Consider the following 21828-nt stretch of genomic DNA (forward strand, 5'->3'; position numbering starts at 1 on the left):
GATTTCCGTGGGATTCTCATCGTATGACGCCCATCACAGAGGTGGAGGGGCGGCGGCTCGCGCTCAGCAACCTCGACAAGGTGCTGTACCCGGCGACCGGGTTCACCAAGGGCGAGCTGCTGCACTACTACGCGACCGTCGCCGGGCCCCTGCTCGCGCACCTGCACGACCGGCCCGTGTCCTTCCTGCGCTACCCGGACGGGCCCGAGGGCCAGCGGTTCTTCACCAAGAACGTGCCGCCGGGCACGCCGGCGTGGGTACGGACGGCGGACGTGCCGCATTCGAGGAGTGCCCCGTCCCGCCAGGTCCTCGTACAGGATCTGGCCTCACTCATGTGGGCGGCCAATCTGGTGACGGAGTTCCATACGCCGCAGTGGCACGCGGACGCCCCCGGACAGGCCGACCGGATGATCCTGGACCTGGATCCCGGAGAACCGGCGGACGTGGTGGAGTGCTGCGCGGTCGCGCTCTGGCTTCAGGAGCGGCTGAGCGCGGACGGTCTTCACTCGTACGTGAAGACCTCCGGTTCCAAGGGGCTGCACATGCTCGTACCGCTGGAACCGACACCGTCCGATCGGGTGAGCGCGTACGCGAAGACCCTCGCGGCGGAGGCGGAGGCGGAGCATCCGGAGCTGGTCGTCCACCGCATGACCCGCAGCCTGCGCCCCGGCAAGGTATTCGTCGACTTCAGCCAGAACGCTGCCGCGAAGACGACGGCGACCCCGTACACACTGCGTGCCCGCCCGGAGCCGACCGTGTCGGCGCCGGTGACGTGGGAGGAGGTCGAGGCCTGCACCGACGCGCGGGAGCTGACGTTCCTGGCCGACGGCATCGCCCCCCGCCTCGAACTCTACGGGGACCTGCTCGGCCCCCTGATCAACCCGAACCGCGCGGGGCGGGTGCCGTGAGCGGCGGCGCCGGGGCTGTCCCGGTGACAGTCCGACGCGCAGGGCGAGCCCCTCTCCACCCGGCAGGCCGGCCGGGCAGACCCTGACGGAATGGACGAAAACGCGCAGGCAGTAGCCCTGCGACCGCCCGTCGACGTCATGCGTCCCCAGGCTGTGGACGAAATCCCTGAACAAACAGGCACGCCGGAGCGTCTCCAGTACTCCCTCAAACTCGACGGATTCCGCGCCCTCGCCTTCATTCTCGAAGGCGGCCGGGTCTTCCTGCAGTCACGCTCCCAAAGGGACCTGGCCAGGGAGTTTCCTGAAATCGCCGCATATCTCGGAGAGCATCTGCCCGCCGGAACCGTGCTGGACGGCGAACTGTGCGCCTACCGCGACGGGCGTCTGAGCTTCACCGATCTCCTCCGGTCCCACGCCGATCGCGAGCGATCGGGCATCCCGGTGTCCTACGTGGCGTTCGACATCCTCGCCGTCCCAGGCCGCGACGTCAGAGCCCTGCCGCTGAAAAAGCGCTGGGAGCTGCTCGGCGCCGCGCTCCAGGACATCGGCCCGCCCCTTCAGCGCGTACTGGCGACGCTCGACGAGGAAACCGCCCATGTCTGGTTCCGCGACATAAGAGCTGCCGGCGTCGAAGGAATTGTGGCGAAGGAACTGCGCTCGACCTATCGGGCGGGAGGAACCCAGGCATGGAGAAAGATCAGGCACGCGGACACGACGGACGGAGAACTCCTCGGCGTTTTCGGCCCGTTGGGCAGACCGCAGGCACTTCTCGTACAACTCCCGGATGATCGAACCGTGAAGACGTCGCCCCGCTTGACCCCGGCACAGTCACGGCAGGTCGGCGAACTGGTACGCGGCCGCCTGGGGCAGCTGACACACCACCCGGAACACGGGCCGGTGCGCCTGCTCACCGACCCCGTCCTCGTCGAACTGCGCCAGGCGGCCGGACGCCACGGGACCGTTCGTTTCGTACGTGTGCGGTCCGACGGATGAGATGTCGTTCCGTCGTCGTAGGGTGAAATCCCGCGCGGGACGGACGGGAGGGCCGAGGTGGCCGAGACGACGCCGACCGGGACGACGGTCGCCGAGGTGATGGCCGAGCTGGCCGGGCTCGAGGACCCGAAGGCACGCGCCGTGAACGAGAGGCACGGTGACGATCACGGTGTGAACCTCAGCAAGTTGCGCGCGCTCGCGAAGCGGCTGAAGACCCAGCAGGACCTCGCGCGCGGACTCTGGGAGACGGACGACACCGCGGCACGACTCCTCGCCCTCCTCATCTGCCGTCCGAAGGCGTTCGAGCGGGACGAGCTGGACACCATGGTGCGCGAGGCACGCACGCCCAAGGTGCACGACTGGCTCGTGAACTACGTGGTGAAGAAGAACCCGCACGCCGACGAGCTGCGAGCGCCCTGGTCGGCCGATGAGGATCCGGTGGTCGCGAGTGCCGGCTGGGCGCTGACCACGGAACGCGTGGCGAAGAAGCCGCAGGGCCTCGACCTTTCAGCGCTCCTCGACATCATCGAGGCGGAGATGAAGGACGCCCCGGACCGCCTGCAGTGGGCGATGAACCACTGCCTGGCCCAGATCGGGATCGACCACGCCGACCACCGCACCCGGGCGATGGACATCGGCGAGCGCCTCCAGGTACTCAAGGACTACCCGACGTCCCCCGGCTGCACGTCTCCGTTCGCGCCCGTCTGGATCACCGAGATCGTGCGCCGCCGGCCAGCCCGGTAGAACGGCCCGCGGGTCACACCCGCAGCCACGTGTGGCGGTCGCGGGCCATCGCGTGCAGGGCCTCGACGTCGGCCGGTTTCAGGACGCCGCCCGTGCGCGCGAGTGACTGGAGTTCCGTGTCCACGACGATGCGTACGTCCCGTGGGGGTGCCGCCACCTCGACGGTCGTGGCGCCCGCCACGGCCAGGACCGGGCGGACCTCCGCGGTCAGGGCGAAGGACGCGCGGGCCGCGTCCGCGCGGACGCGGCTCAGGAGCGGGTGCGGCTCCGAGCGGCCGGTCATCACCATCGGGTCGGCGACGCGGACGCGCTGCTTGCGGGCCGGGAGCGTGTGCAGGGCGTAGAGACCGCCGGGTCCGATGAGGAGGTGGTGGATGCGGGCGCCGCCGGGCAGCGGCACGGAGTGCAGCACACGCCAGCCCGCCCGCTCGAACGCGTCGAGCGCTCCGCCGACGGACTGCTCGGCCTCCAGGGCCCGGCGCCGCGGGTCCCCGCGCAGCCGCCGCGGCGGGCCCGGGTCACGGTCGACGGCGATCTGAAGGGCCTCGCCGGGTCGGTTCGGCGCGAGGTCGTCGTCCGGGTGGAGGGCGAGCCTGCCGAGTTCGGCCGGGGTGGGCACCGGGGGCGGGCCGACCGTGACCTGGCCGGTCAGGAAGGGCCCGAGGACGTCGAGCACGGCGTCCCGGCGGGCCTCGCTGATCAGATTGACGCGGCCGGCCTCACGGTCGTACCAGGCGACGTTCCTGCCGTCGTCTCCGCAGACATAGAGCCGTTCCCGACCGTGCCGCCAGGTCGGTATGACGCGCAGACCGCTCATGCACCATCACCCCACGACCATGGGAACAGCCCCGGAGCCGCAGGGCAATATGCCGTCCGCCCCCTCGGTGACACCACCGCCCGAAGAGCTTCGGCCCGCTGTTACACAGCTGCCGAATTGCCGTGATGAGGGTTCTTTACGGTGAAGACGTCCGCGTTTACGCCACCTGGTGGAGCGCACCGCACCGGGAGTAGAGCAGAGGAGACGTTCCGTGAGCACCACCCGTCGAGCAGGCCTGCTGGCCCGCGGCACCTTCGTCGCCGCCGTTCTCGGCGGCGCGCTCCTGGTCCCGACGGCCGCGTTCGCGCACGCCCAGCCCGACCGGCACGCGACCCCCGCTCCGGAAAGCTCGCCGCAGCAGTTCCACGCCACACCCGACTCGAACCCGCTGTTCCTGGCCGCGGGCGGCGGAATGGCGGCGGCGGGCGCGGGGGGACTCGCCTTCTCGACGTACCGGCGCGGGCGCACCGACGACTGAGGGTTCGAGGTGCGCACGGCCCCGTGGGTCAATAAAAAGGACTTCCACACCAATAAGGTGCCAGTGGAGTGACCGACCGTCACGCGGACAGGCAGGAGTGCAGTGAATTCCAGGCGCACCTGTACCGCGGCCGCCGCCGTGACGGCGTCGGTACTGCTGCTCGCGGGGTGCGGCGACTCGGGCGAGCTGCGCAGCGCGGGTCCGACGTCCACGGCGGTGGGACCGGCCCGGCTGTGGCCCACGCTGCCGCCGGCGTCCGCCGCGGCCGACAACTACGGCTCGGGCCACACCGAGGTCGTGAAGGGCATCACCGCCAAGGGTGACGACATTCACCGCGTGAACCCGGTCGAAGTGGTCCGCGCCCAGGCGGCGGCCGCCTCGGCATCGCCGAACCCGTCCCCGAGCCCGACCAACGTCGTAGGGCTGGACGACTGCGGCACGGAGGCCAGTACCAAGTGCCCGGTACTGAAGGCGTACTACCGGGACCTGACCGGCGACGGCAAGGACGAACTCGTCGTGGGGATCCGCCTGCCGAAGGGCCAACTGGCCGTGCGCTGCTACAAGTTCGAGGACCACAAGCTGACGCAGATCATGGGTACGTCGGACGCGGTCGTGAGCGTGGAGATCGCGGGCCGCGACGTGATCCTGCGGGCGGTGGCGGACCTGCCGGGCTACGAGTACCGCACGGCGTGGTCCTGGGACGCGCACCAGCGCGCGATGCTCCCCACCCGGGACGAGATCCTCCGCACAGGCCCACCCACAACCTCAACCCCAACCCCAACCCCAACCCCAACCCCCGAGCCCAACCCCACCACCTCCCCTCCGAAACCCAAATCGCCGACGACAACCCCATCGGCCCCGACGCGATGACGACACACACGAGCCCGGGACCACGGCCCCACACGACCGGCCCGCACCGGCCCACGTACACGGCCCGACAGACACCGCCCCGGAGGCAGCCGCACCCGCGACCGAACGGAAGGGGCCGGGCCGGTATGTCCGCCCGGAGCCGGCACACACAACTGACGCGTACGAAGTCCGACGCCGAACCATCCAAGCGAGGACGGACATACCGGCCCGGCCCCGCACCCACGACCGGCGCGATCCCCAGCGCCAGCCCCAGCACCGGCACCGGCACCGGCACCGGCACCGGCACCGGCAGCGACCCCGCACCCACCCACACAGCCCGGCGCAAGAACACCGGCCCAGAACACCCGCCCGCCCGGCAGCCCGCCAAGAGCCGCCCATGACCCCCACGACCCCCACCACCTCCCGCGCCGACCCGAGCCACACCAGGCCCAACCCCCGGCTCCCCGCGTGGACCGCCACCCTCACCTGGAAGGCCGCAGTCTTCATCACGGTGATGTGCTGCGCACTCGCCGCACTCCTGGGCGCCCTGGTCCACGTATCGGTCGCCAACCAGACCGTCGGCCAGGCCCGTGACCGCGCACTGGGCCGGCTGGACGAGGCCACCGAGGCGTACGAGGCCGGAGCGAGACTGGGTCCGCTCGCGGGGATCGACCCCCCTGACCTGCCCGACTCGCTGCGCAGGCTCGCCGCGGGCGGAGAACGCGGCACCATGGTGAGCAGCCGCGTGAAGGCACCCACGATGTGGGCGGCGGGACCGGTCGACGGGAACCGCGTACTGGCAGTGGAGATCGACTACTCCCAGGGCGCCCGCACGATCGCCGGCCTGGACCAGGCGATCGTCGGCTCGTCCGTGCTGGCGATCGGCGCGACGCTGCTGGTGGGAGCGTTCGCGGTGACCCGCGTGACCCGGCGCCTGCACGCGACGGCGAGGGTGGCCCGGCGGATCAGCGGCGGGGACCTGGACGCGCGCGTGGGCGATCCGAGGACGAGGAATCCGGCCAGGCACCAGGACGAGGTGGCCGCGGTCGCAGGCGCGCTGGACAGCATGGCGACGTCGTTGCAGCGCAAGCTGCTCAGCGAGCAACGGTTCACGGCGGACGTGGCGCACGAACTGCGGACACCGCTGACGGGCCTGCACGCGGCGGCCGAACTCCTCCCGCCGGGCCGCCCGACGGAGCTCGTACGGGACCGGGTCGCCGCGCTGCGGACCCTCACCGAGGACCTGCTGGAGATCTCGCGCCTGGACGCGCGCAGCGAGCGCGTGGACCTGGACGACAACTGGCTCGGCCCGCTCACCGAGCGGGTGGTCCGGGGGTCCGGCACGGAGACGGAGGTGGTCGTGGTGCGCGACACCTGCGTACTGACGGACCGCCGGCGCCTGGAACGGGTGCTGGGCAACCTCGTGGCGAACGCGCACCGGCACGGCAGCCCGCCGGTGGTTCTCACGGTGGACGGCCCGGTGATCACGGTGCGGGATCACGGGGAGGGCTACCCGGACTACCTGGTGGAGGGCGGTCCGCAGCGGTTCAGGACGGAGGGCGGCGCGAAGGGCCACGGCCTCGGTCTGACGATCGCGCTGGGCCAGGCGAAGGTGCTCGGCGCTTCGCTCAGGTTCACGAACGCGGAGGACGGCGGAGCGCTGGCGACGCTGACGTTGCCGTACGACGACCACCAGCCCTGACGCACCACACGGAAACCCCGCGCAGAACCCCCGCGCAGAACCCCGCGCAGAAGCCCGCGCAGAACCCCTCCCGCACCCCCCCGCCCGAAACGCCCACCGGACACACACCCAGTCAGATTAAAGCGACATAGCGGGATTTCAAGGCTATCGCTTGTTACGTTCCCGCCATGACCGGATCGACCGGATCGACGGGATCGACGGGACCCATGGGCCCGGCAGGCACGAGAGCCGGCGTCAGCCCTCCCGCTGTCCCCGCCGTCCGCCTCCCGCGGCGCCGTGGCACCGAACTCGTCCTGATCGTTCTGGCCGTCCTGCTCAGCGTCTACGGATACTGCGCCGTAGGAATCGCCAAGAACGGCTCCGTACCGCCCGACGCCGCCGGTTACGGCGCAGGGCTCGGCGTGCTCGCCCTCGTGGCGCACGGCGCGATCCGTCTGCGCGCCCCGTACGCGGACCCGCTCCTGCTGCCCATCGGTGTGCTGCTCAACGGCCTCGGCCTGGTCCTGATCTACCGGCTCGACCTGGAGACGCCCCACGACCGGGCGGCGCCGGCCCAGCTCATCTGGTCCACGCTCGGCGTGGCCCTGTTCATCGCGGTCGTGGTGCTCGTGCGCGACCACCGGGTGCTGCAGCGGTACGCGTATCTGTCGGCCGTCGCCGCGCTGCTCCTGATGGTCCTGCCGATCTTCTTCCCGGCGGTGAACGGCGCCCGCATCTGGCTCAGGATCGGCGGATTCTCCATCCAGCCGGGCGAGTTCGCCAAGGTGCTGCTCGCGATCTTCTTCGCCAGCTATCTCGCGGCGAACCGCAACGCGCTCTCGTACACGGGAAAGAAGATCTGGCGCTTCCAGCTCCCCACCATGCGGGTCTTCGCGCCGATCCTGGTCTTCTGGCTGATCAGCGTGGGCGTCCTGGCCCTGGAACGTGACCTGGGGACCTCGCTGCTGTTCTTCGGCCTCTTCATCGTGATGCTGTACGTGGCGACGGGCCGCGGCAGCTGGATCGCGATCGGGCTTCTCCTCGCGGCGGGCGGCGCGGTCTTCGTCGGCGCGCTCGAACCGCATGTGAACAGCCGCGTCCAAGACTGGCTGCACCCGTTCGCCTCGATCGACGCGGGCGAGGGTCCCGGCCAGCTCGCGCAGTCGCTGTTCGCGTTCGCGGCGGGCGGCATGCTCGGCGAGGGACTCGGGGCGGGGCACTCGATCCTCATCGGGTTCGCCGTCAAGTCGGACTTCATCCTGGCGACCGCGGGCGAGGAGCTGGGGCTCGTCGGCCTGACGGCGATCTTCGTGCTGTACGCGCTGCTCGTGGAGCGCGGCTACCGTGCCGGGCTGGCGCTGCGCGACCCGTTCGGCCGGCTCCTCGCGATCGGCATCGCGTCGATCGTCGCGCTCCAGGTGTTCGTGATCGCGGGCGGGGTGATGGGTCTGATCCCGCTGACCGGCATGGCGATGCCGTTCCTCGCGCAGGGCGGCTCGTCCGTCGTCACGAACTGGATCATCGTGGCGCTGCTCGTCCGGATCAGTGACTCCGCGCGAGCCCAACTCCTGCCGGACGACGCGCTGGAGGCGCATCGGTGACCCGCTACATCCGCCGCGCCTCGGTCTTCTGTCTGGTGCTGCTCGTCGCACTGCTGGTCAACTCGGCCCGCGTAATGATCTTCGAGGCGGACTCCCTCGACGACAACCCGGCCAACCGCCGCAACACCATCGCGCGCTACACCCAGCCGCGCGGCAACATCCTCGTCGACGGCAAGGCCGTCACCGGTTCGAGGGACACCGACGAGCAGCTCCGTTACGAACGGACGTACAGGGAGGGTCCGTTGTACGCGCCGGTGACCGGGTACGCGTCCCAGGTGTACGGCACCTCGCTGCTGGAGAACGCCGAGGACGACATCCTCTCCGGCACGGACCCGATGCTCGCGCCGCTCCCCCTGTTCAACGACCTGACGCGCTCGCAGCAGCCGGGCGGCAGGGTGGCGACCACGATCAACGCGGCGGCGCAGAAGGCGGCGTACTCCGGTCTTGCCGGGCGCCGGGGCGCGGTCGCGGCGCTCGATCCGGCGACCGGGAAGATCCTCGCCCTGGTGAGCAGCCCCTCGTACGATCCGGGGGCGATCGCGGGGACGGATTCGGCGACGATGTCGGCGTGGAAGAAATTGAACCGCGCGCCGAGTCAGCCGATGCTCAACCGGGCGATCCGGCAGACGTATCCACCCGGCTCGACCTTCAAGATCGTCACAGCGGCGGCGGCCCTGGACTCGGGCCTCGTGACAGATGTGCACGAGCCGACCGAAACGCCCAGCCCCTGGCGCCTGCCCGACACGTCGACCTTGCTGCGGAACGAGGCGCGCGGCTGTGAGGACGCGTCGCTCGCGGACGCGATCCGGGTCTCCTGCAACACGGTGATGGCAAAACTCGGTGTTCAGGTGGGGCTGAAGGGGATGGTGTCGACGGCCAGGAGGTTCGGCTTCGACGATGCGGGGGTGAGGATCCCGTCCGGCGTCTCGCGGAGCAACTTCGACACGGACATGGACCGTTCGCAGCTGGCGCTCTCGTCCATCGGCCAGTTCAACACGACGGCGACGCCGCTGCAGATGGCGATGGTCTCGGCCGCCGTCGCCAACGGCGGGGTCCTGATGGCGCCGCATCTGGTGGAGAGGACGACGGACGGCCACGGCAACACCGTGGCGCAGACCGGTTCGAAGGCGTACCGCCAGGCGATGAACCCGGCCACGGCGGTGCAGCTCCAGGAGCTGATGCAGGACGCCGTGGAGAACGGCACGGGCACGAACGCGCAGATCCCCGATGTGGCCGTCGGCGGCAAGACCGGCACGGCGCAGCACGGAGTGGGCAACAAGGGCACCCCGTACGCGTGGTTCATCTCCTGGGCGCGGTCCCCGGAGGCGGGCATCGCGGAGGTCGCGGTCGCGGTGGTCGTCGAGGACGCGTCGGCGAACCGTACGGACATCAGCGGTGGCGGGAGCGCGGCGCCGATCGCGCGGGACGTGATGGAAGCGGCACTGAACTCAGCCGCGCGGTAAGGGAATCGGCCCGCAAGTGGCCCCTGATACCAACAGGTGAAATGGCCCTCTACGGCGCCGCTCCCCCTGCCTATCGTGCAGTCCATGACTGACAACGGGACTGCGAAGACGACGGAAAACGGGACTCACCACGAACTCGCCCAGGTGAACATCGGCCGCCTGACCGCCCCGCTCGACTCCGAGCAGCTGAGGGACTTCGCGGAGGGACTCGATCCGGTGAACGCCGTCGCCGACGCGTCGGACGGGTTCGTGTGGCGCCTGAAGGACGAGAGCGGGGACGCGACGAGCTTCCGGATCTTCGACGACGCGTGGCTGCTCGTGAACATGTCGGTGTGGCGGGACACGAACGCGCTGACGGCGTTCATGTACCAGGGCCTGCACCGTGAACTGCTCGCCCGCCGAAGGGAGTTCTTCGAGCGTCTCGACGAGGCGGTGACCGCTCTGTGGTGGGTGCCGGCCGGGCACCGGCCGACCCTCGAGGAGGCGGAGGAACGCCTGGTCCATCTGCGGGCACACGGCCCGACGCCGCACGCGTTCAATCTGCGTACGGCGTTCCCGGCGGGCGGCACCGGCCCCGAGCCGGAGCGTGAGCCGGCGCCTGAGCCGGAGTCCGTCAGCCGATCGGCTTCCTGATCTCCGAGCGGATCTTCGCCGCGGTCGCGGCCGCCGCGTCGAGGTCCACTTCGGAGGGGTCCTGAAGGGCGATCTCGGGGGTGATCTCGGCGACGGTGGCGCCGGTGTTCCCGTCGGCCCAGGCGCACATCGGGATGGTCGCCTGCTGCTTGGTGAGCACCTGGCAGGTGATGGTGACGTCGGAGCCGGCCGGCTCGAAGTCCTTGGCGGGCACGGCGACTTCGGCGCCGTCGCTCTTGGCGGCGCCCTTCATCATGTTCTTGCGGGCGAGGTCGGTGTTCTTGAACCGGCCGTACATGCCGGAGATCACCACACCCGCGTTCTTCTTGGCGGGGTCGGTCGCGGCGTACTGGCCGACGGCCGCCTTGGTGTCGCGCGCGTCCCAGGCGCCGTCCGCCTCGTCCTCGATCTGCTTGCCCTGGGTGTCGGACAGGTCCTGGGTGAGGGTGTACCTCCCGTCGAGGACGGTCTTCGGGATGGTCAGCTTGTACTCGGCCTTCGGGAAGCTCTTGTCGACCTCCGAGCCGAGCATGGCGACCGCGACGATCCCGATGACGACGACGGCGAGCGCGCCGCCGACGATGCCGAGGATCATCCCGACCCGCCGCTTCTTGGGCGGCGGGTCCAGGGGGGCACCACCCCATCCGGGGTAAGGGGCACCGCCCGGGTAGGGCTGCTGGGCGTACGGGCCGGGCTGGCCCGGCTGACCGTAAGGGCCCTGTTGGCCCGGCTGACCGTACGGACCCTGCTGGCCCGGCTGACCGTACGGGCCGGGCTGGCCGGGCTGGCCGGGCTGCTGCGGCGGGCCGTAGGGGCCGGGCTGACCGTAGGGCGCGGCCGGGGGCTGCTGGCCGTACGGGTTGGGCTGGGGCGGCTGAGGCGTGGACACGTCAGCAAACTACTGCATGCGGGTGACACGCCCACACGCCCCGGACACCACGGGCACCCCCGGGCAGGCCCTAGGGAAGCTGCGCGCCCTCCCCGATCGTCGACTCCACCTCCGCGACCCGCTCCAGTTCCTCCGCCGCGAAGCGTTCCGCGTCGAGCTTCTCGGCGATCTCCTCGTCCTGGGCCATCAGCTGGTCGAGGTTCGAGTTGCCCATCTCGAAGACGCCCATGTCGACGTACGCCTGCTGGAGGCGCTTGCCCCACAGGCCGATGTCCTTGACGCAGGGCACGATCCGGGAGAAGAGCAGCTGGCGGAAGAGGGCCAGGAACTCGGACTGCTCGCTGTACTCCTCGGCCTCCGCCTTGGAGATGCCGAAGTTCTCCAGGACCTCGACGCCGCGCAGCCGGTCGCGCATCAGGTAGCAGCCCTCGATGACGAACTCCTCGCGCTCGCGCAGTTCGGCGTCGGTGAGCTGCTTGTAGTAGTCGCGCAGGGCCATCCGTCCGAAGGCCACATGGCGGGCCTCGTCCTGCATCACGTACGCGAGGATCTGCTGGGGCAGCGGCTTGTCCGTGGTGTCGCGGATCATGCCGAACGCGGCGAGCGCCAGGCCCTCGATGAGGACCTGCATGCCGAGGTAGGGCATGTCCCAGCGGGAGTCGCGCAGGGTGTCGCCGAGGAGCGACTGGAGGTTGTCGTTGATCGGGTAGAGCATCCCGATCTTCTCGTGCAGGAAGCGGCCGAAGATCTCCGCGTGCCGGGCCTCGTCCATGGTCTGGGTCGCCGAGTAGAACTTGGCGTCCATGTCGGGGACGGACTCGACGATGCGGGCGGCGCACACCATCGCGCCCTGCTCACCGTGCAGGAACTGGCTGAACTGCCAGGACGCGTAGTGCTTGCGCAGCTCGCCCTTGTCCCGGTCCGTCATCTTCGCCCAGTGCCGGGTGCCGTAGAGGGTGAGCGCCTCGTCGGGGGTGCCGAGCGGGTTGTGGGGGTCGACCTCGAGATCCCAGTCGATGCGCTTGGCGCCGTCCCACTGCTTGTCCTTGCCCTTCTGGTAGAGCGCGAGGAGGCGGTCCCTGCCCTCGTCGTACTCCCAGCTGAATCTTGCCGCACCGGCCGCCGGTATGTCCCAGTTGAGCTCCTCGGGCGCCCTGGTGTACAGCTCATGCGTCGACATACAGGCAGGCTCACACGCTCGTGGACACCGGGTCAACAAGTCGCGCGCAAGGGATTGACGGCCTTGCTGACAAGCAGTCTCATAAGACGTGACCGCCGGTAACTCCTGTGCCGCGGCGCCCGTTTCCCGTACGACGAGGTGGGACAGCCATGACGACCGTGACGGAAGCCGACGCGTTCGAGGGTCTGCGCGACGCGCTCGGGCTGCTCAAGGACCGCGAGCAGGTGGCCGAGCGCCTGCTCGACTCCTCCGCCAAGCACTCCTTCGACCCGGACAAGGAACTGGACTGGGACGCCCCCGACGTCGAGGGCATGTGGTACTGGCCCCCGGAGCTCTGCTCGCTCTACGACACTCCCATGTGGAAGCGGATGCCGCAGGAGCAGCGCATCGAGCTCTCCAAGTACGAGGCCGCCTCGATGGCGTCCATGGGCGTCTGGTTCGAGATCATCCTGATGCAGCTTCTCGTACGGCACATCTACGACAAGTCGCTGACCAGCAGCCATGTGCGTTACGCCCTCACGGAGATCGCCGACGAGTGCCGGCACTCCATGATGTTCGCCCGCATGATCAAGCGGAGCGTCGGCGAGAGCTTCCCCATGCCGCGCGTCCACCACAACCTGGGGCGCGTGCTCAAGACGATCTCCACGACGCCGGGATCCTTCGCGGCCACGCTGCTCGGCGAGGAGATCATCGACTGGATGCAGCGGATGACCTTCCCGGACGAGCGCGTCCAGCCGCTGGTCCGCGGCATCACCCGCATCCACGTCATCGAGGAGGCTCGGCACGTGCGCTACGCCCGCGAGGAGCTGCGCCGCCAGATGGTGAAGTGCGGACCGGCCGAGGCGGCGTACACCCGGATCGTGTGCGGCGAGGCGGCCCGCGTGATCTACACCGCGTTCCACAACCCGGCGGCCTACGAACGGGCCGGGCTCGACCCGAAGGAGGCGCTGGCGCAGGTCAAGGCCAGCGGCCACCGCCGCGAGATCATGCAGACCGGCGCCAAGCGCCTGACCGACTTCCTGGACGACATCGGGGTCATGCGGGGCGTCGGACGCAGGCTGTGGAAGTCGTCCGGGCTGCTCGCCTAGGACTGCGCCCGGGACCGCGCGGGGCGCCTCCGTACAGGACCTCCGCACGAAAAGCCGGTTACGCTGCGGGACATGACCTCGGCACCCGGCACCCGCGCGTACCGACGGCTCAGCGTCGAGGAGCGTCGCAGTCAGCTCCTCGTCGCCGCGCTGTCCCTCTTCGCGCACCGGGCACCCGAGGAGGTGTCCCTCGACGACGTGGCGGAGGCGGCCGGTGTCTCACGGCCGCTCGTCTACCGGTACTTCCCCGGCGGCAAGCAGCAGTTGTACGAGGCCGCGCTGCGCTCGGCCGCCGACGAGCTGGAGAAGTGCTTCGCGGAGCCGCAGGAAGGGCCGCTGAGCGGCCGGCTCACGCGGGCGCTCGACCGCTACCTCGGGTTCGTGGACCAGCACGACATGGGGTTCGCCGCCCTGCTCCAGGGCGGCAGCGTCGTGGAGACGTCGCGCACGACGTCGATCGTGGACGGCGTGCGCAGGGCGGCGGCCGAGCACATCCTGAGCCATCTCGCCGTGGCGGACCCGGGTCCCCGGTTGCGGATGACCGTACGTATGTGGATCACGGCGGTGGAGGCGGCCTCGCTGATCTGGCTCGACGAGGACAAGAAGCCGCCGCTGGACGAGCTGCGCGACGGGCTCGTCGACCAGTTCATGGCGGTCCTCACGGCGACGGCGGGCCGCGACCCGCAGACCGCCGGGGCGGTGCGGCACGCGCTCGCCCTGGAGACGCCGGACGGACCCGTGGGCCGGCTGGCGCGCCTGGTGCTGCCCGTGGTGAGCGACGCGGCACACCTGTTCTGAATCATCCTCCCCGGCGTGACCGCCGGGGCTTCCTCGCAAGAAACAGTGACACTGGTGCCGTGAAGAGCGAAGAGACGCCGTTCGTCGGCGGGCCGATGGACGGACGGGTGCTGCCCGTGCTGCTCGGACCCACGGGGCATCCGCCGAAGGTGTACCGCATCCCCGTACCGGGCCCCGACGGCTCCGCGGGCACGGTGCTCATCTACCGCCGGGTGCCGATGGTCCCCGGCAGGATCCGGTTCACCCACCGCTGGAAGTACGAGTACGACCCCACGGGGCGCGACGACAGCGGGCTCCGGTGGCCCTGGTCCAAGCCGCGCCCACAGCAGTCGACTTCGTAGATCACCTTCGTAGATCACTTTCGTGGATCACCTTCGTGGAGTCCCCCGGCCGGGTGAGGTCCTTGGGCCGAACCGCCCAGCAGGCGACGCACGGGCAGGCGGACGTGTCGATGCTCTCGGTGCGGGACGGACGGGCCGCCCCGCACCGGAGGTGATGACGTGTCAGGAAGCCTTCTACGGTGGGCCTGTGCCGCGACGGTGGCCTCAATGCTCGCGGCGCCGGGACCCGCGACCGCCGCAACCGCCACGAACCCCGCCCCCCTTCCGGCGGCGGGCGGCAAGTCCGTCGCCACACTTCTGACGGATCTTCAGCGTCTGTACCAGGAGGCCGAGAAGGCCACCGAGACGTACAACGCGACAGCGGAGAAGCTCAAGAAGCGTCAGAAGACGGCCGGTGACCTGGCCCGCAAGCTGGCCACGGCCCGCACCTCGCTCCACGACAGCCGCGACGCGGCAGGCCGCCTCGCCCGCGAGCAGTACCAGGGCAGCAGCAACTTCTCCCCCTACGTGCGCCTGCTCCTCGCCCGCGACCCGCAGCACGCCCTCGACCAGGGCCATGTGATCCGGCGGGTGGCCCAGGAGCGCATCGCGACCGTGGACCGGCTCGTCGGTGGCGAGAAGCGCGCCGACGACCTGGCCGCCCGGGCACGCAAGGCGCTCTCCGAGCAGACCCGGCTCTCGGATCGGCAGAAGAAGGACCGGGACGCGGTCCGGGCCCGCCTCAAGGACGTCGAGAAGCTGCTCGCCTCGCTCAGCGCGGACCAGCTCGCCGAGCTGACCCGCCTGGAGGACACGGGGATGGCGAAGGCCCAGAAGACGTTCATGGCGTCGGGCGCGCTCAGCTCGCGGCGGGCGCCGTCGCGGGCCGGGGACACGGCACTCGCGTACGCGGTGCAACAGATCGGGAAGCCGTACGTGTGGGGCGCGGAAGGGCCCGCGGCGTTCGACTGCTCGGGGCTCACGTCGAAGGCGTGGGAGCACGCGGGCGAGGCCATCCCCCGCACGTCGCAGGAGCAGTGGGCGCGACTGCCCCGCGTCCCGCTGAACGCGCTGCGGCCCGGGGACCTCGTCGTGTACTTCCCCGAGGCCACGCACGTGGCGATGTACCTGGGCGACGGCATGGTGGTGCAGGCGCCACGGCCGGGCGCGAAGGTCAAGGTGTCGCCGATCGCGGCCAACCCGCTGCTCGGCGCCGTCCGCCCCGATCAGGGCGCCACGTCGATGAAGGACTACACCCCGCCGAAGCTGCCCGGGGGCGCGACGGGCGGCGACGACACCGGAAACGGCGCCGCGGGGGCGCCCACCGGCTGACCGGTGCGCGCCCCGCCGCGGATCAGCCGGAGACGGAGGCCAGGTACGCGTTCGTCTTCTCGGGCTCATAGAAGAAGTTCTCGAAGTCGGCCGGGTTGTTGAAGCCGTTCGCGAAGCGGTCGGCGACCGGCTGGAGCTGGCCGGCGGCGCCGATCAGGTTGAGGACGTGCTCCGGCGGGACGCCCAGCATCGCGTTGGTCCACTTCACGACGTGCTGCGCGGTGTCCCAGTAGCGGTCGAAGGTGGACTGCATCCACTCCTCGTCGAACGGCTTGTCGCCGTGCTCGACGATGGAGTCGAGGTACGAGGCGGCGCACTTGGACGCCGAGTTCGAACCCTGGCCCGTGATCGGGTCGTTGGCGACGACGACGTCGGCGACACCGAGGACCGCGCCGCCGCCGGGCAGCCGCCCGATCGGGTTGCGGACGGTCGGCGCGTAACGGCCCGCGAGGGTCGCGTTGGCGTCGGTCAGCTCGACCTTCGTGGCGCGCGCGTACTCCCAGGGCGTGAACTTCTCCATCAGCTCCAGGGTGAGGGCCAGGTGCTCCGAGGGGTCCTTGACGCCCTTGAAGGCGTCCAGCGGACCACCGGGGATGCCCTCCCAGAACAGGATGTCCGCGCGGCCCGAGGTGGTGAGGGTCGGCATCACGAACAGCTCGCCGACGCCGGGCACCAGGTTGCAGCGCACCGCGTCGAAGTCCGGGTGCTCGGGGCGGGGGCCCATGCCGTGCACGTACGCGACGGCCAGCGCGCGCTGCGGCTCGGCGTACGGGGAACGCGAGGCGTCGCGGCCGAACATCGAGACCAGCTCGCCCTTGCCGGCGGAGACGAGCACCAGGTCGTAGGTGCGGGCGAAGTAGTCGAGGTCGGAGACCGCGGCGCCGTGGATGACGAGCTGCCCGCCGCGCTGCGCGAACGTCTCCATCCAGCCGGCCATCTTCACGCGCTGGTCGACGGACTGCGCGTAGCCGTCGAGCTTGCCCACCCAGTCGATGGCGCGCTGCGAGGGGCCCGGGTCGAAGGAGCCGGGGGCGGCTACGGAGACGCCGAGGCCCTCGATCTTGGGGGCCTGGGACTCCCAGAAGTTCACCTGAAGGTCGCGCTCGTGCTGGAGCGCCGTGTCGAACATGCACTGCGTGGACATGACCCGGCCGGACCGGATCTCGTCCGCGGTGCGGTTGGACATCAGGGTGACCTCGTACCCGTTCGACTGGAGGCCGAGGGCGAGCTGGAGACCGGACTGGCCGGCTCCGACGACGAGTATCTTCCGCATGCGGGTGCCTCTTCTACTGCTGAGGGGTGGTGGCTATTCGGGGGTGGCGTCGAGCGCGTGGCCGACGAGGGCCAGGAGGGTCTCGACGACCGAGATGCGCTGCCGCGCGTCCATGATGAGGACAGGGATGTGCGGCGGCACCGTCAGGGCCTCGCGCACGTCGGCGGCCGCGAACTCGTCGGAGCCGTCGAAGTGGTTGACGGCGACGACGTACGGGAGCCCGCAGCTCTCGAAGTAGTCGAGGGCCGGGAAGCAGTCGGGCAGCCGCCGGGTGTCGGCGAGCACGACCGCGCCGATCGCGCCGCGCACCAGGTCGTCCCACATGAACCAGAAGCGCTGCTGCCCCGGTGTGCCGAAGAGGTAGAGCACCAGGTCGTCGTCGAGCGTGATCCGCCCGAAGTCCATGGCGACCGTGGTCGTGGTCTTGTCGGGGGTGGCGGTGAGGTCGTCGGTCTCCTCACTCGCCTGGGTCATCAGCGCCTCCGTCTGGAGGGGCTGGATCTCCGAGACGGCGGTGACGAGTGTGGTCTTGCCGACGCCGAAGCCGCCGGCCACCACTATCTTCGTGGCGATCGGGGCGCGGGTGCGGTCCGTCTGCCAGGCCTGGAGCTCCTCCTGGGGCTCGAAGGCGACGGCATCACGGCCGGACGACGGCTGGGCAGGTACGAAGGCGGGCGTGGTGGCGCCCTCGGTGACGCCTTCAGAGACGACGGAGTCCACTCAGCACCCTTTCAAGCAGTGCGCGGTCCGGCTGGCCCGGGCCGTGGCCGGTTCCGTAAACGCGGATCTTTCCCTGGTCGGCGAGGTCGCTGAGCAGTACGCGGACCACGCCGAGGGGCATCTTCAGGAGCGCTGCGATCTCGGCGACCGTGCGCATGCGGCGGCACAGCTCCACGATCGCCCGCATCTCCGGCATGATCCGTGTCGAGAGCGTGCCCTGGCCTATCTCGAGGCGTTCCTCGGGCGCTTCGAGCGCGGCGACGAACGTCTCGACGAGCAGCACATGGCCGAAGCGGGTGCGGCCGCCGGTGAGCGAGTAGGGGCGCACCCGGGCCGGCTTGCGGTCGCCGCCCCGGGTGGGAAGTTTCGGGCCGCCGGTACTGAGATTCGTGATGCTGCTGCTCACTTGGCGTTCTCCATCGACTGGCGCAGTTCACTGCGGAGTTCGGGCGTGAGGACGTGCCCGGCACGGCCGACGAAGAGCGCCATGTGATAGGCGACGACGCTCATGTCGCAGTCCGGGGTGGCGTGCACGCCGAGCAGTGAGCCGTCGCTGATGGACATGACGAAGAGGCTGCCTTCCTCCATCGCGACCATGGTCTGCTTGACGCTGCCGCCGTCCATCAGCTTGGCGGCGCCGATGGTGAGGCTGCCGACGCCGGACACGATCGTGGCCAGGTCGGCGCTGGATCCCTTGGGTCCGCCGCTGTGGTCGGCGGGGCGCTCACTGTTCCTGCCGGGGTCGGAGGAGAGCAGGAGCAGCCCGTCGGAGGAGACGACCGCGACCGAGAGGAGCCCTGGCACCTCCTCCACCAGATTGGTCAGCAGCCAGTGCAGGTTGCGGGCTTCGGTGCTGAGTCCGAATCCAGGGGTGGACGCACTCGGCGTGCGACTGGGCGCAGTCAACTGCTTGCCTCCTCGACTGTGTCCCCCTTGGGTTCTGCGGACGGATCCGTTCCGCCGATCTCGGCCTCGACGTCCCGCCGGCCTTTGTTGGCCCCCTGGTGGAATCCGCCGAGGCGGCGGCGCAGGGCGTCGGCGTCGACGGATCCGGTGCGCGGCGCCGCGGCGGGCGCGGGGGCCGAGATCTTGGGGGTCCTCTTGGGCAGGCCCTTGTCCGTGACGCGCTCCCACTGCGAGGTGCGGGCCGCGGGGATCACGGGCTCGCCCGCCGCCTCGGGGGCGGGAGGCGTGTCGGCCTTGGGCCGGGTGGGCAGGCCCGGGATGCCGCTGGTCTCCGCGGTGCCTGTCTCGTCGGCGACCCGCTCGTGCGCGGGCTCGTCGTCGAGGTGCAGGGGCCGCGGCGCGGGCTCGGGGGCCGCCGCCGGTACGGGTCCCGGGTCGACGGCGCGTACCGGCTCCGGGTCGACGGCCGGGATCGGCGCGGTCAGGGTCATGGTCGTCTCGGCGGGCGACTCGACCGGGACCGTGGGCTGCGTGCGCTGCGGTTCGGGGTCCGCCTCGGGCTCCCGCGCCACTTCGGCGTCCGTTCCCGCTTCCCGGACGGCGTGCTCCGCCGCGGCGATCAGCGGGTCGTGGCCGTCCTTGGAACGGCTGCTCAGGACATTGGAGTTGGCCTCGGCCTCGGATCCGGGCAGGTGCACGGCGGGCGCGGCGCCGGCCACCGGGACCCGCGGGGGCGCGGCTGCCGCGGGGGCCGCCGCGAGGAGCGCCCTGGGCAGCACGATGACGACGGCGATCCCGCCCTGCTTCTGCTCGCGCAGCTGCACCCGCACACCGTGGCGCGCGGCGAGGCGGGCCACGACGTACAGGCCGAGGCCGAGGCCGTCACCGTCCTCGGGCTCGAACATCTCGTCGTCCGCGAAGGCGGCGAGGCGGGCGTTGAGCTCCTTCATCCGCTCGTCGGTCATGCCGATGCCCTCGTCCTGGACGGAGAGCATGACCTCGCCGCTCTCCAGGAGCCAGCCGGACACCTCGACGGAGGCGTCGGGCGGCGAGAACGAGGTGGCGTTCTCCAGGACTTCGGCGACGAGGTGGCTGAGGTCGTCGGCGGCGAACCCGGCGAGGTGCGCGTGCGGCGGGAGGGCGGAGATCCGGACCCGCTCGTAGCGCTCGATCTCGCTGACCGCGGCGCGCACGACGTCGACCAGCGGGACGGCGCCGGGGTTTCCGTGGCCGTGCTCGGCGCCGGCGAGGACGAGGAGGTTCTCGCTGTGCCGCCGCATGACGGTGGCGAAGTGGTCGAGCTTGAAGAGGGTCGCGAGGCGCTCGGGGTCCTGCTCGCGCTCCTCCAGGTTCTCGATGACGCCGAGCTGGCGCTCCACGAGGCCGAGGGTGCGCAGGGCGAGATTCACGAACGTGCCGTGGATGCTGTGCCGGACCCGGTCCAGGTGCCCCGCGGCCGAGGCGAGTTCGGCGCGCAGCTTCTCGCGCTCGTCGGCCATGGTCGCGCGCTGGCCGATCAGGTGCTTGCGGTCGGCCTCGAGCGTGGTGAGGCGCTCGTGGAGGCCGAGTGCGTGCGCGTGCAGTGCGTTGACGGACCGTACGACCTGGGCGAACTCATCGTTGCGGCCGGTGAACTTGACCGGCTCCTCGCTCGCCGGGTCCGCGGCGAGCCGGGCCGAGCCGAGGCGGAGCACCGCGAGCGGCCTGGTCAGCGTGCGGGCCACGGCCATCGAGACGCCGACGGCGACGAGCAGGCACAGACCGGCCAGCGCGATACGGACCTCGAGCGCGGTGACGTCGTCGTCGCGCATCAGGGCGAGGTCCTTGGTGCGCCGGTCGTAGAGGGACGACTCGGCGCCGCGCATCAGGTCGATACGGGCGGAGAGCGCGGCGTCGACGTTCTTGGGGCTGGCTGCGAGGTCGTCGGCGGACAGCGTGGGCTCGTCCGTGAGGGCGGCCAGGTACTTGTCGGCCTTGGTGACGTCGGGCCCGGTGACCGTGGCGCCGTAGGAGGCGACGGACGCGGCCGGGGCGGCGTCCTCGAAGTCGGCGAGCGCGGCCTGTTCGCGTACGTGGGCCTGCTGGGCGGCGGCGCTCAGGGCGTCGCGCTGCTTGCCGTCGGCGGAGTCCTGGGAGACGACCGTCTTCGGGAGTCCGGTGACCGGGTCGATGATCGTGGACGTCTGGTTGGTGCGGGGTACGGCGAACGCGGCGAGCAGGAGCCCGCGCGCGGCGGAGGCCTGCTCGACGGCCCGGTCGAGGTCGGCGAAGGCGTGCGCTCCGGAGCCCGCGCGGGGCGGGGTGCTCTCGGCGAGCTGCTCGGCGGTGCTGTGCAGCTCGTCGATCGCGCCGGAGTACGCCTTGTGCGCCTCGAGGGCGCTGCCCTTGCCGGTGAGCGCGGCCCGGCGGACGGCCGCGATGCCGGCGAGGTCGTGTCGCAGGGGGGCCGGGGCGTCGGTGCGGAGCTCATCGAGCTGCCGGTCGACGCGGGCGCTGCGGCTCTCGGAGAGCCCCTGTCCCTTGGGCCGCCCGGCGGCGATGAAGGCGGTGACCTCGTCGCGCTCGTCGGCCAGGGAGTGGGAGAGCGTGACGGTCTGCTGGGTCCGTGCCGCGAGGTCGACGAGCTCCTGCGAGTCGCTGACCTGACCGGACGCGGTCATGAGGGCGGGTGCGGCAGAACCGGCGATCGCCGCGGCGACGACCGCTACGGCGATGATGAGCCGGTTGCGCACCCGCGCGGTGCGTCGTCCTCCGGGGTCGGCGGGGGTGCCCGCCGGGGCGTGCGCGGCGGATCCCGCGGGAACCGTCGTGCGCCCCTCGTCCGCTTCGGAGGCCGCTTGCTTGCCCTTGCGTCGAGGCCGCATCTTCCGCACCGGTGCTCGCATTCCTGACTCGTCTACCCATGGGCCCGGGTGACGATCTGTCAACGCGCGCGCCCCCTGGTATGGCTCCAGACCATTCCAGTGCCGGTGAGCAGTGGTCGCGCATCACCTAGCCAGCCACCCGAAGGAGTGAACATCGAGCGGGAGTTGGGGAGCAAGTCCCGGTGGCATGGGCACGGGGCCCGAACGGGGCGCCGGTTGGACGTCTCTCACAGGCTTTGGCAAGATGCCCCGCCACTCCCCGACGGAGTTGATCATTCCGGTCGAAACCAG

22 protein-coding genes are annotated in these 21828 nt (G+C 70.9%); 14 read left to right on the plus strand and 8 right to left on the minus strand.

Annotation, left to right across the window (positions count from 1 at the left end):
* Positions 1 to 23: 23 nt before the first annotated feature.
* The 3 genes from ligD to OG456_RS12255 all read left to right on the plus strand — a co-directional run bounded on the left by ligD (position 24) and on the right by OG456_RS12255 (position 2645).
* Positions 24 to 908 carry a non-homologous end-joining DNA ligase gene (ligD, locus tag OG456_RS12245; protein ID WP_266560145.1) on the plus strand — a complete coding sequence of 295 codons (885 nt, stop codon included), beginning with the start codon at positions 24 to 26 and terminating at the stop codon, positions 906 to 908.
* A 90-nt stretch (positions 909 to 998) separates the two neighbouring features.
* Positions 999 to 1901, plus strand: coding sequence for a DNA ligase (locus tag OG456_RS12250; protein ID WP_266560147.1), 903 nt, complete (start codon positions 999 to 1001; stop codon positions 1899 to 1901).
* 99 nt (positions 1902 to 2000) lie between these two features.
* On the plus strand, positions 2001 to 2645 hold the full coding sequence (locus OG456_RS12255; RefSeq protein WP_266569161.1) for a DNA alkylation repair protein: 645 nt from the start codon (positions 2001 to 2003) through the stop codon (positions 2643 to 2645).
* A 13-nt stretch (positions 2646 to 2658) separates the two neighbouring features.
* Here the strand turns inward: OG456_RS12255 and OG456_RS12260 are convergent, their stop codons facing one another.
* Complete coding sequence (locus OG456_RS12260; RefSeq protein WP_266560149.1) at positions 2659 to 3462, minus strand: nuclease-related domain-containing protein; 804 nt, start codon at positions 3460 to 3462, stop codon at positions 2659 to 2661.
* 211 nt (positions 3463 to 3673) lie between these two features.
* On the opposite strand from OG456_RS12260, the gene OG456_RS12265 reads away from it, so the two are divergent.
* The 7 genes from OG456_RS12265 to OG456_RS12295 all read left to right on the plus strand — a co-directional run bounded on the left by OG456_RS12265 (position 3674) and on the right by OG456_RS12295 (position 10167).
* The gene (locus tag OG456_RS12265) at positions 3674 to 3940 is read left to right on the plus strand and encodes a hypothetical protein (protein WP_266560151.1); all 267 of its coding nucleotides are present in this window, start codon (positions 3674 to 3676) and stop codon (positions 3938 to 3940) included.
* 102 nt (positions 3941 to 4042) lie between these two features.
* Positions 4043 to 4810: a hypothetical protein gene (locus tag OG456_RS12270; RefSeq protein WP_266560153.1), complete on the plus strand. Its 768-nt coding sequence runs from the start codon at positions 4043 to 4045 to the stop codon at positions 4808 to 4810.
* Between the two features lie 125 nt (positions 4811 to 4935).
* Positions 4936 to 5190 carry a hypothetical protein gene (locus OG456_RS12275; protein ID WP_266560155.1) on the plus strand — a complete coding sequence of 85 codons (255 nt, stop codon included), beginning with the start codon at positions 4936 to 4938 and terminating at the stop codon, positions 5188 to 5190.
* Between the two features lie 113 nt (positions 5191 to 5303).
* Complete coding sequence (locus OG456_RS12280; RefSeq protein ID WP_266569162.1) at positions 5304 to 6491, plus strand: HAMP domain-containing sensor histidine kinase; 1188 nt, start codon at positions 5304 to 5306, stop codon at positions 6489 to 6491.
* Between the two features lie 206 nt (positions 6492 to 6697).
* Positions 6698 to 8071, plus strand: a complete 1374-nt coding sequence (locus tag OG456_RS12285; RefSeq protein ID WP_266569163.1) for an FtsW/RodA/SpoVE family cell cycle protein — start codon at positions 6698 to 6700, stop codon at positions 8069 to 8071.
* Positions 8068 to 9534 (plus strand): penicillin-binding protein 2, encoded by a 1467-nt coding sequence (locus OG456_RS12290; protein WP_266560157.1) that lies wholly within the window; start codon positions 8068 to 8070, stop codon positions 9532 to 9534. Before OG456_RS12285 ends, OG456_RS12290 begins: the two co-directional genes overlap by 4 nt.
* A gap of 84 nt (positions 9535 to 9618) precedes the next feature.
* On the plus strand, positions 9619 to 10167 hold the full coding sequence (locus OG456_RS12295; RefSeq protein WP_266560159.1) for a DUF3291 domain-containing protein: 549 nt from the start codon (positions 9619 to 9621) through the stop codon (positions 10165 to 10167).
* On the opposite strand, the gene OG456_RS12300 is transcribed toward OG456_RS12295, so the two are convergent.
* A complete protein-coding gene (locus OG456_RS12300) occupies positions 10148 to 11056 on the minus strand; it encodes a hypothetical protein (RefSeq protein ID WP_266560161.1) in 909 nt (302 codons plus the stop codon). The two genes, OG456_RS12295 and OG456_RS12300, sit on opposite strands and share 20 nt — an antisense overlap.
* A 70-nt stretch (positions 11057 to 11126) precedes the next feature.
* On the minus strand, positions 11127 to 12236 hold the full coding sequence (locus tag OG456_RS12305; protein ID WP_266560163.1) for a ferritin-like domain-containing protein: 1110 nt from the start codon (positions 12234 to 12236) through the stop codon (positions 11127 to 11129).
* Between the two features lie 149 nt (positions 12237 to 12385).
* Between OG456_RS12305 and OG456_RS12310 the strand changes: the two genes are divergently transcribed.
* The 4 genes from OG456_RS12310 (at position 12386) to OG456_RS12325 (ending at position 15774) form a co-directional block, all read left to right on the plus strand.
* Positions 12386 to 13324 (plus strand): diiron oxygenase, encoded by a 939-nt coding sequence (locus tag OG456_RS12310; RefSeq protein ID WP_266560165.1) that lies wholly within the window; start codon positions 12386 to 12388, stop codon positions 13322 to 13324.
* A gap of 72 nt (positions 13325 to 13396) precedes the next feature.
* Positions 13397 to 14122 (plus strand): TetR/AcrR family transcriptional regulator, encoded by a 726-nt coding sequence (locus OG456_RS12315; RefSeq protein WP_266560167.1) that lies wholly within the window; start codon positions 13397 to 13399, stop codon positions 14120 to 14122.
* A 59-nt stretch (positions 14123 to 14181) separates the two neighbouring features.
* Positions 14182 to 14463 (plus strand): hypothetical protein, encoded by a 282-nt coding sequence (locus tag OG456_RS12320; RefSeq protein ID WP_266560169.1) that lies wholly within the window; start codon positions 14182 to 14184, stop codon positions 14461 to 14463.
* A gap of 159 nt (positions 14464 to 14622) precedes the next feature.
* Positions 14623 to 15774 (plus strand): NlpC/P60 family protein, encoded by a 1152-nt coding sequence (locus tag OG456_RS12325; protein WP_266560171.1) that lies wholly within the window; start codon positions 14623 to 14625, stop codon positions 15772 to 15774.
* 22 nt (positions 15775 to 15796) lie between these two features.
* Here the strand turns inward: OG456_RS12325 and OG456_RS12330 are convergent, their stop codons facing one another.
* From OG456_RS12330 to OG456_RS12350, 5 genes are read right to left on the minus strand one after another with little or no spacing between them, the layout of a single operon-like run.
* On the minus strand, positions 15797 to 17047 hold the full coding sequence (locus tag OG456_RS12330) for a styrene monooxygenase/indole monooxygenase family protein (protein WP_116510012.1): 1251 nt from the start codon (positions 17045 to 17047) through the stop codon (positions 15797 to 15799).
* 33 nt (positions 17048 to 17080) lie between these two features.
* Positions 17081 to 17767, minus strand: a complete 687-nt coding sequence (locus OG456_RS12335) for an ATP/GTP-binding protein (RefSeq protein ID WP_266560175.1) — start codon at positions 17765 to 17767, stop codon at positions 17081 to 17083.
* The gene (locus OG456_RS12340) at positions 17748 to 18173 is read right to left on the minus strand and encodes a DUF742 domain-containing protein (RefSeq protein WP_240654277.1); all 426 of its coding nucleotides are present in this window, start codon (positions 18171 to 18173) and stop codon (positions 17748 to 17750) included. The genes OG456_RS12335 and OG456_RS12340 overlap by 20 nt, the downstream gene beginning before the upstream one ends.
* The gene (locus tag OG456_RS12345; protein ID WP_116510014.1) at positions 18170 to 18673 is read right to left on the minus strand and encodes a roadblock/LC7 domain-containing protein; all 504 of its coding nucleotides are present in this window, start codon (positions 18671 to 18673) and stop codon (positions 18170 to 18172) included. The genes OG456_RS12340 and OG456_RS12345 overlap by 4 nt, the downstream gene beginning before the upstream one ends.
* The gene (locus OG456_RS12350; protein ID WP_266560180.1) at positions 18670 to 21537 is read right to left on the minus strand and encodes a nitrate- and nitrite sensing domain-containing protein; all 2868 of its coding nucleotides are present in this window, start codon (positions 21535 to 21537) and stop codon (positions 18670 to 18672) included. The genes OG456_RS12345 and OG456_RS12350 overlap by 4 nt, the downstream gene beginning before the upstream one ends.
* Positions 21538 to 21828 lie beyond the last annotated feature (291 nt).

Source organism: Streptomyces sp. NBC_01446, assembly GCF_026340095.1.
Taxonomy (GTDB): Bacteria; Actinomycetota; Actinomycetes; order Streptomycetales; family Streptomycetaceae; genus Streptomyces; species Streptomyces aureus.

What these genes read in the sequence shown, in the direction of transcription:
- ligD (WP_266560145.1), top strand. Translation starts at nt 24, where the DNA reads ATGACGCCCATCACAGAGGTGGAGGGGCGGCGGCTCGCGCTCAGCAAC.
- OG456_RS12250 (WP_266560147.1), top strand. Translation starts at nt 999, where the DNA reads ATGGACGAAAACGCGCAGGCAGTAGCCCTGCGACCGCCCGTCGACGTC.
- OG456_RS12255 (WP_266569161.1), top strand. Translation starts at nt 2,001, where the DNA reads ATGGCCGAGCTGGCCGGGCTCGAGGACCCGAAGGCACGCGCCGTGAAC.
- OG456_RS12260 (WP_266560149.1), bottom strand. Translation starts at nt 3,462, where the DNA reads ATGAGCGGTCTGCGCGTCATACCGACCTGGCGGCACGGTCGGGAACGG.
- OG456_RS12275 (WP_266560155.1), top strand. Translation starts at nt 4,936, where the DNA reads ATGTCCGCCCGGAGCCGGCACACACAACTGACGCGTACGAAGTCCGAC.
- OG456_RS12280 (WP_266569162.1), top strand. Translation starts at nt 5,304, where the DNA reads ATGTGCTGCGCACTCGCCGCACTCCTGGGCGCCCTGGTCCACGTATCG.
- OG456_RS12285 (WP_266569163.1), top strand. Translation starts at nt 6,698, where the DNA reads ATGGGCCCGGCAGGCACGAGAGCCGGCGTCAGCCCTCCCGCTGTCCCC.
- OG456_RS12295 (WP_266560159.1), top strand. Translation starts at nt 9,619, where the DNA reads ATGACTGACAACGGGACTGCGAAGACGACGGAAAACGGGACTCACCAC.
- OG456_RS12305 (WP_266560163.1), bottom strand. Translation starts at nt 12,236, where the DNA reads ATGTCGACGCATGAGCTGTACACCAGGGCGCCCGAGGAGCTCAACTGG.
- OG456_RS12310 (WP_266560165.1), top strand. Translation starts at nt 12,386, where the DNA reads ATGACGACCGTGACGGAAGCCGACGCGTTCGAGGGTCTGCGCGACGCG.
- OG456_RS12315 (WP_266560167.1), top strand. Translation starts at nt 13,397, where the DNA reads ATGACCTCGGCACCCGGCACCCGCGCGTACCGACGGCTCAGCGTCGAG.
- OG456_RS12330 (WP_116510012.1), bottom strand. Translation starts at nt 17,047, where the DNA reads ATGCGGAAGATACTCGTCGTCGGAGCCGGCCAGTCCGGTCTCCAGCTC.
- OG456_RS12350 (WP_266560180.1), bottom strand. Translation starts at nt 21,537, where the DNA reads ATGCGGCCTCGACGCAAGGGCAAGCAAGCGGCCTCCGAAGCGGACGAG.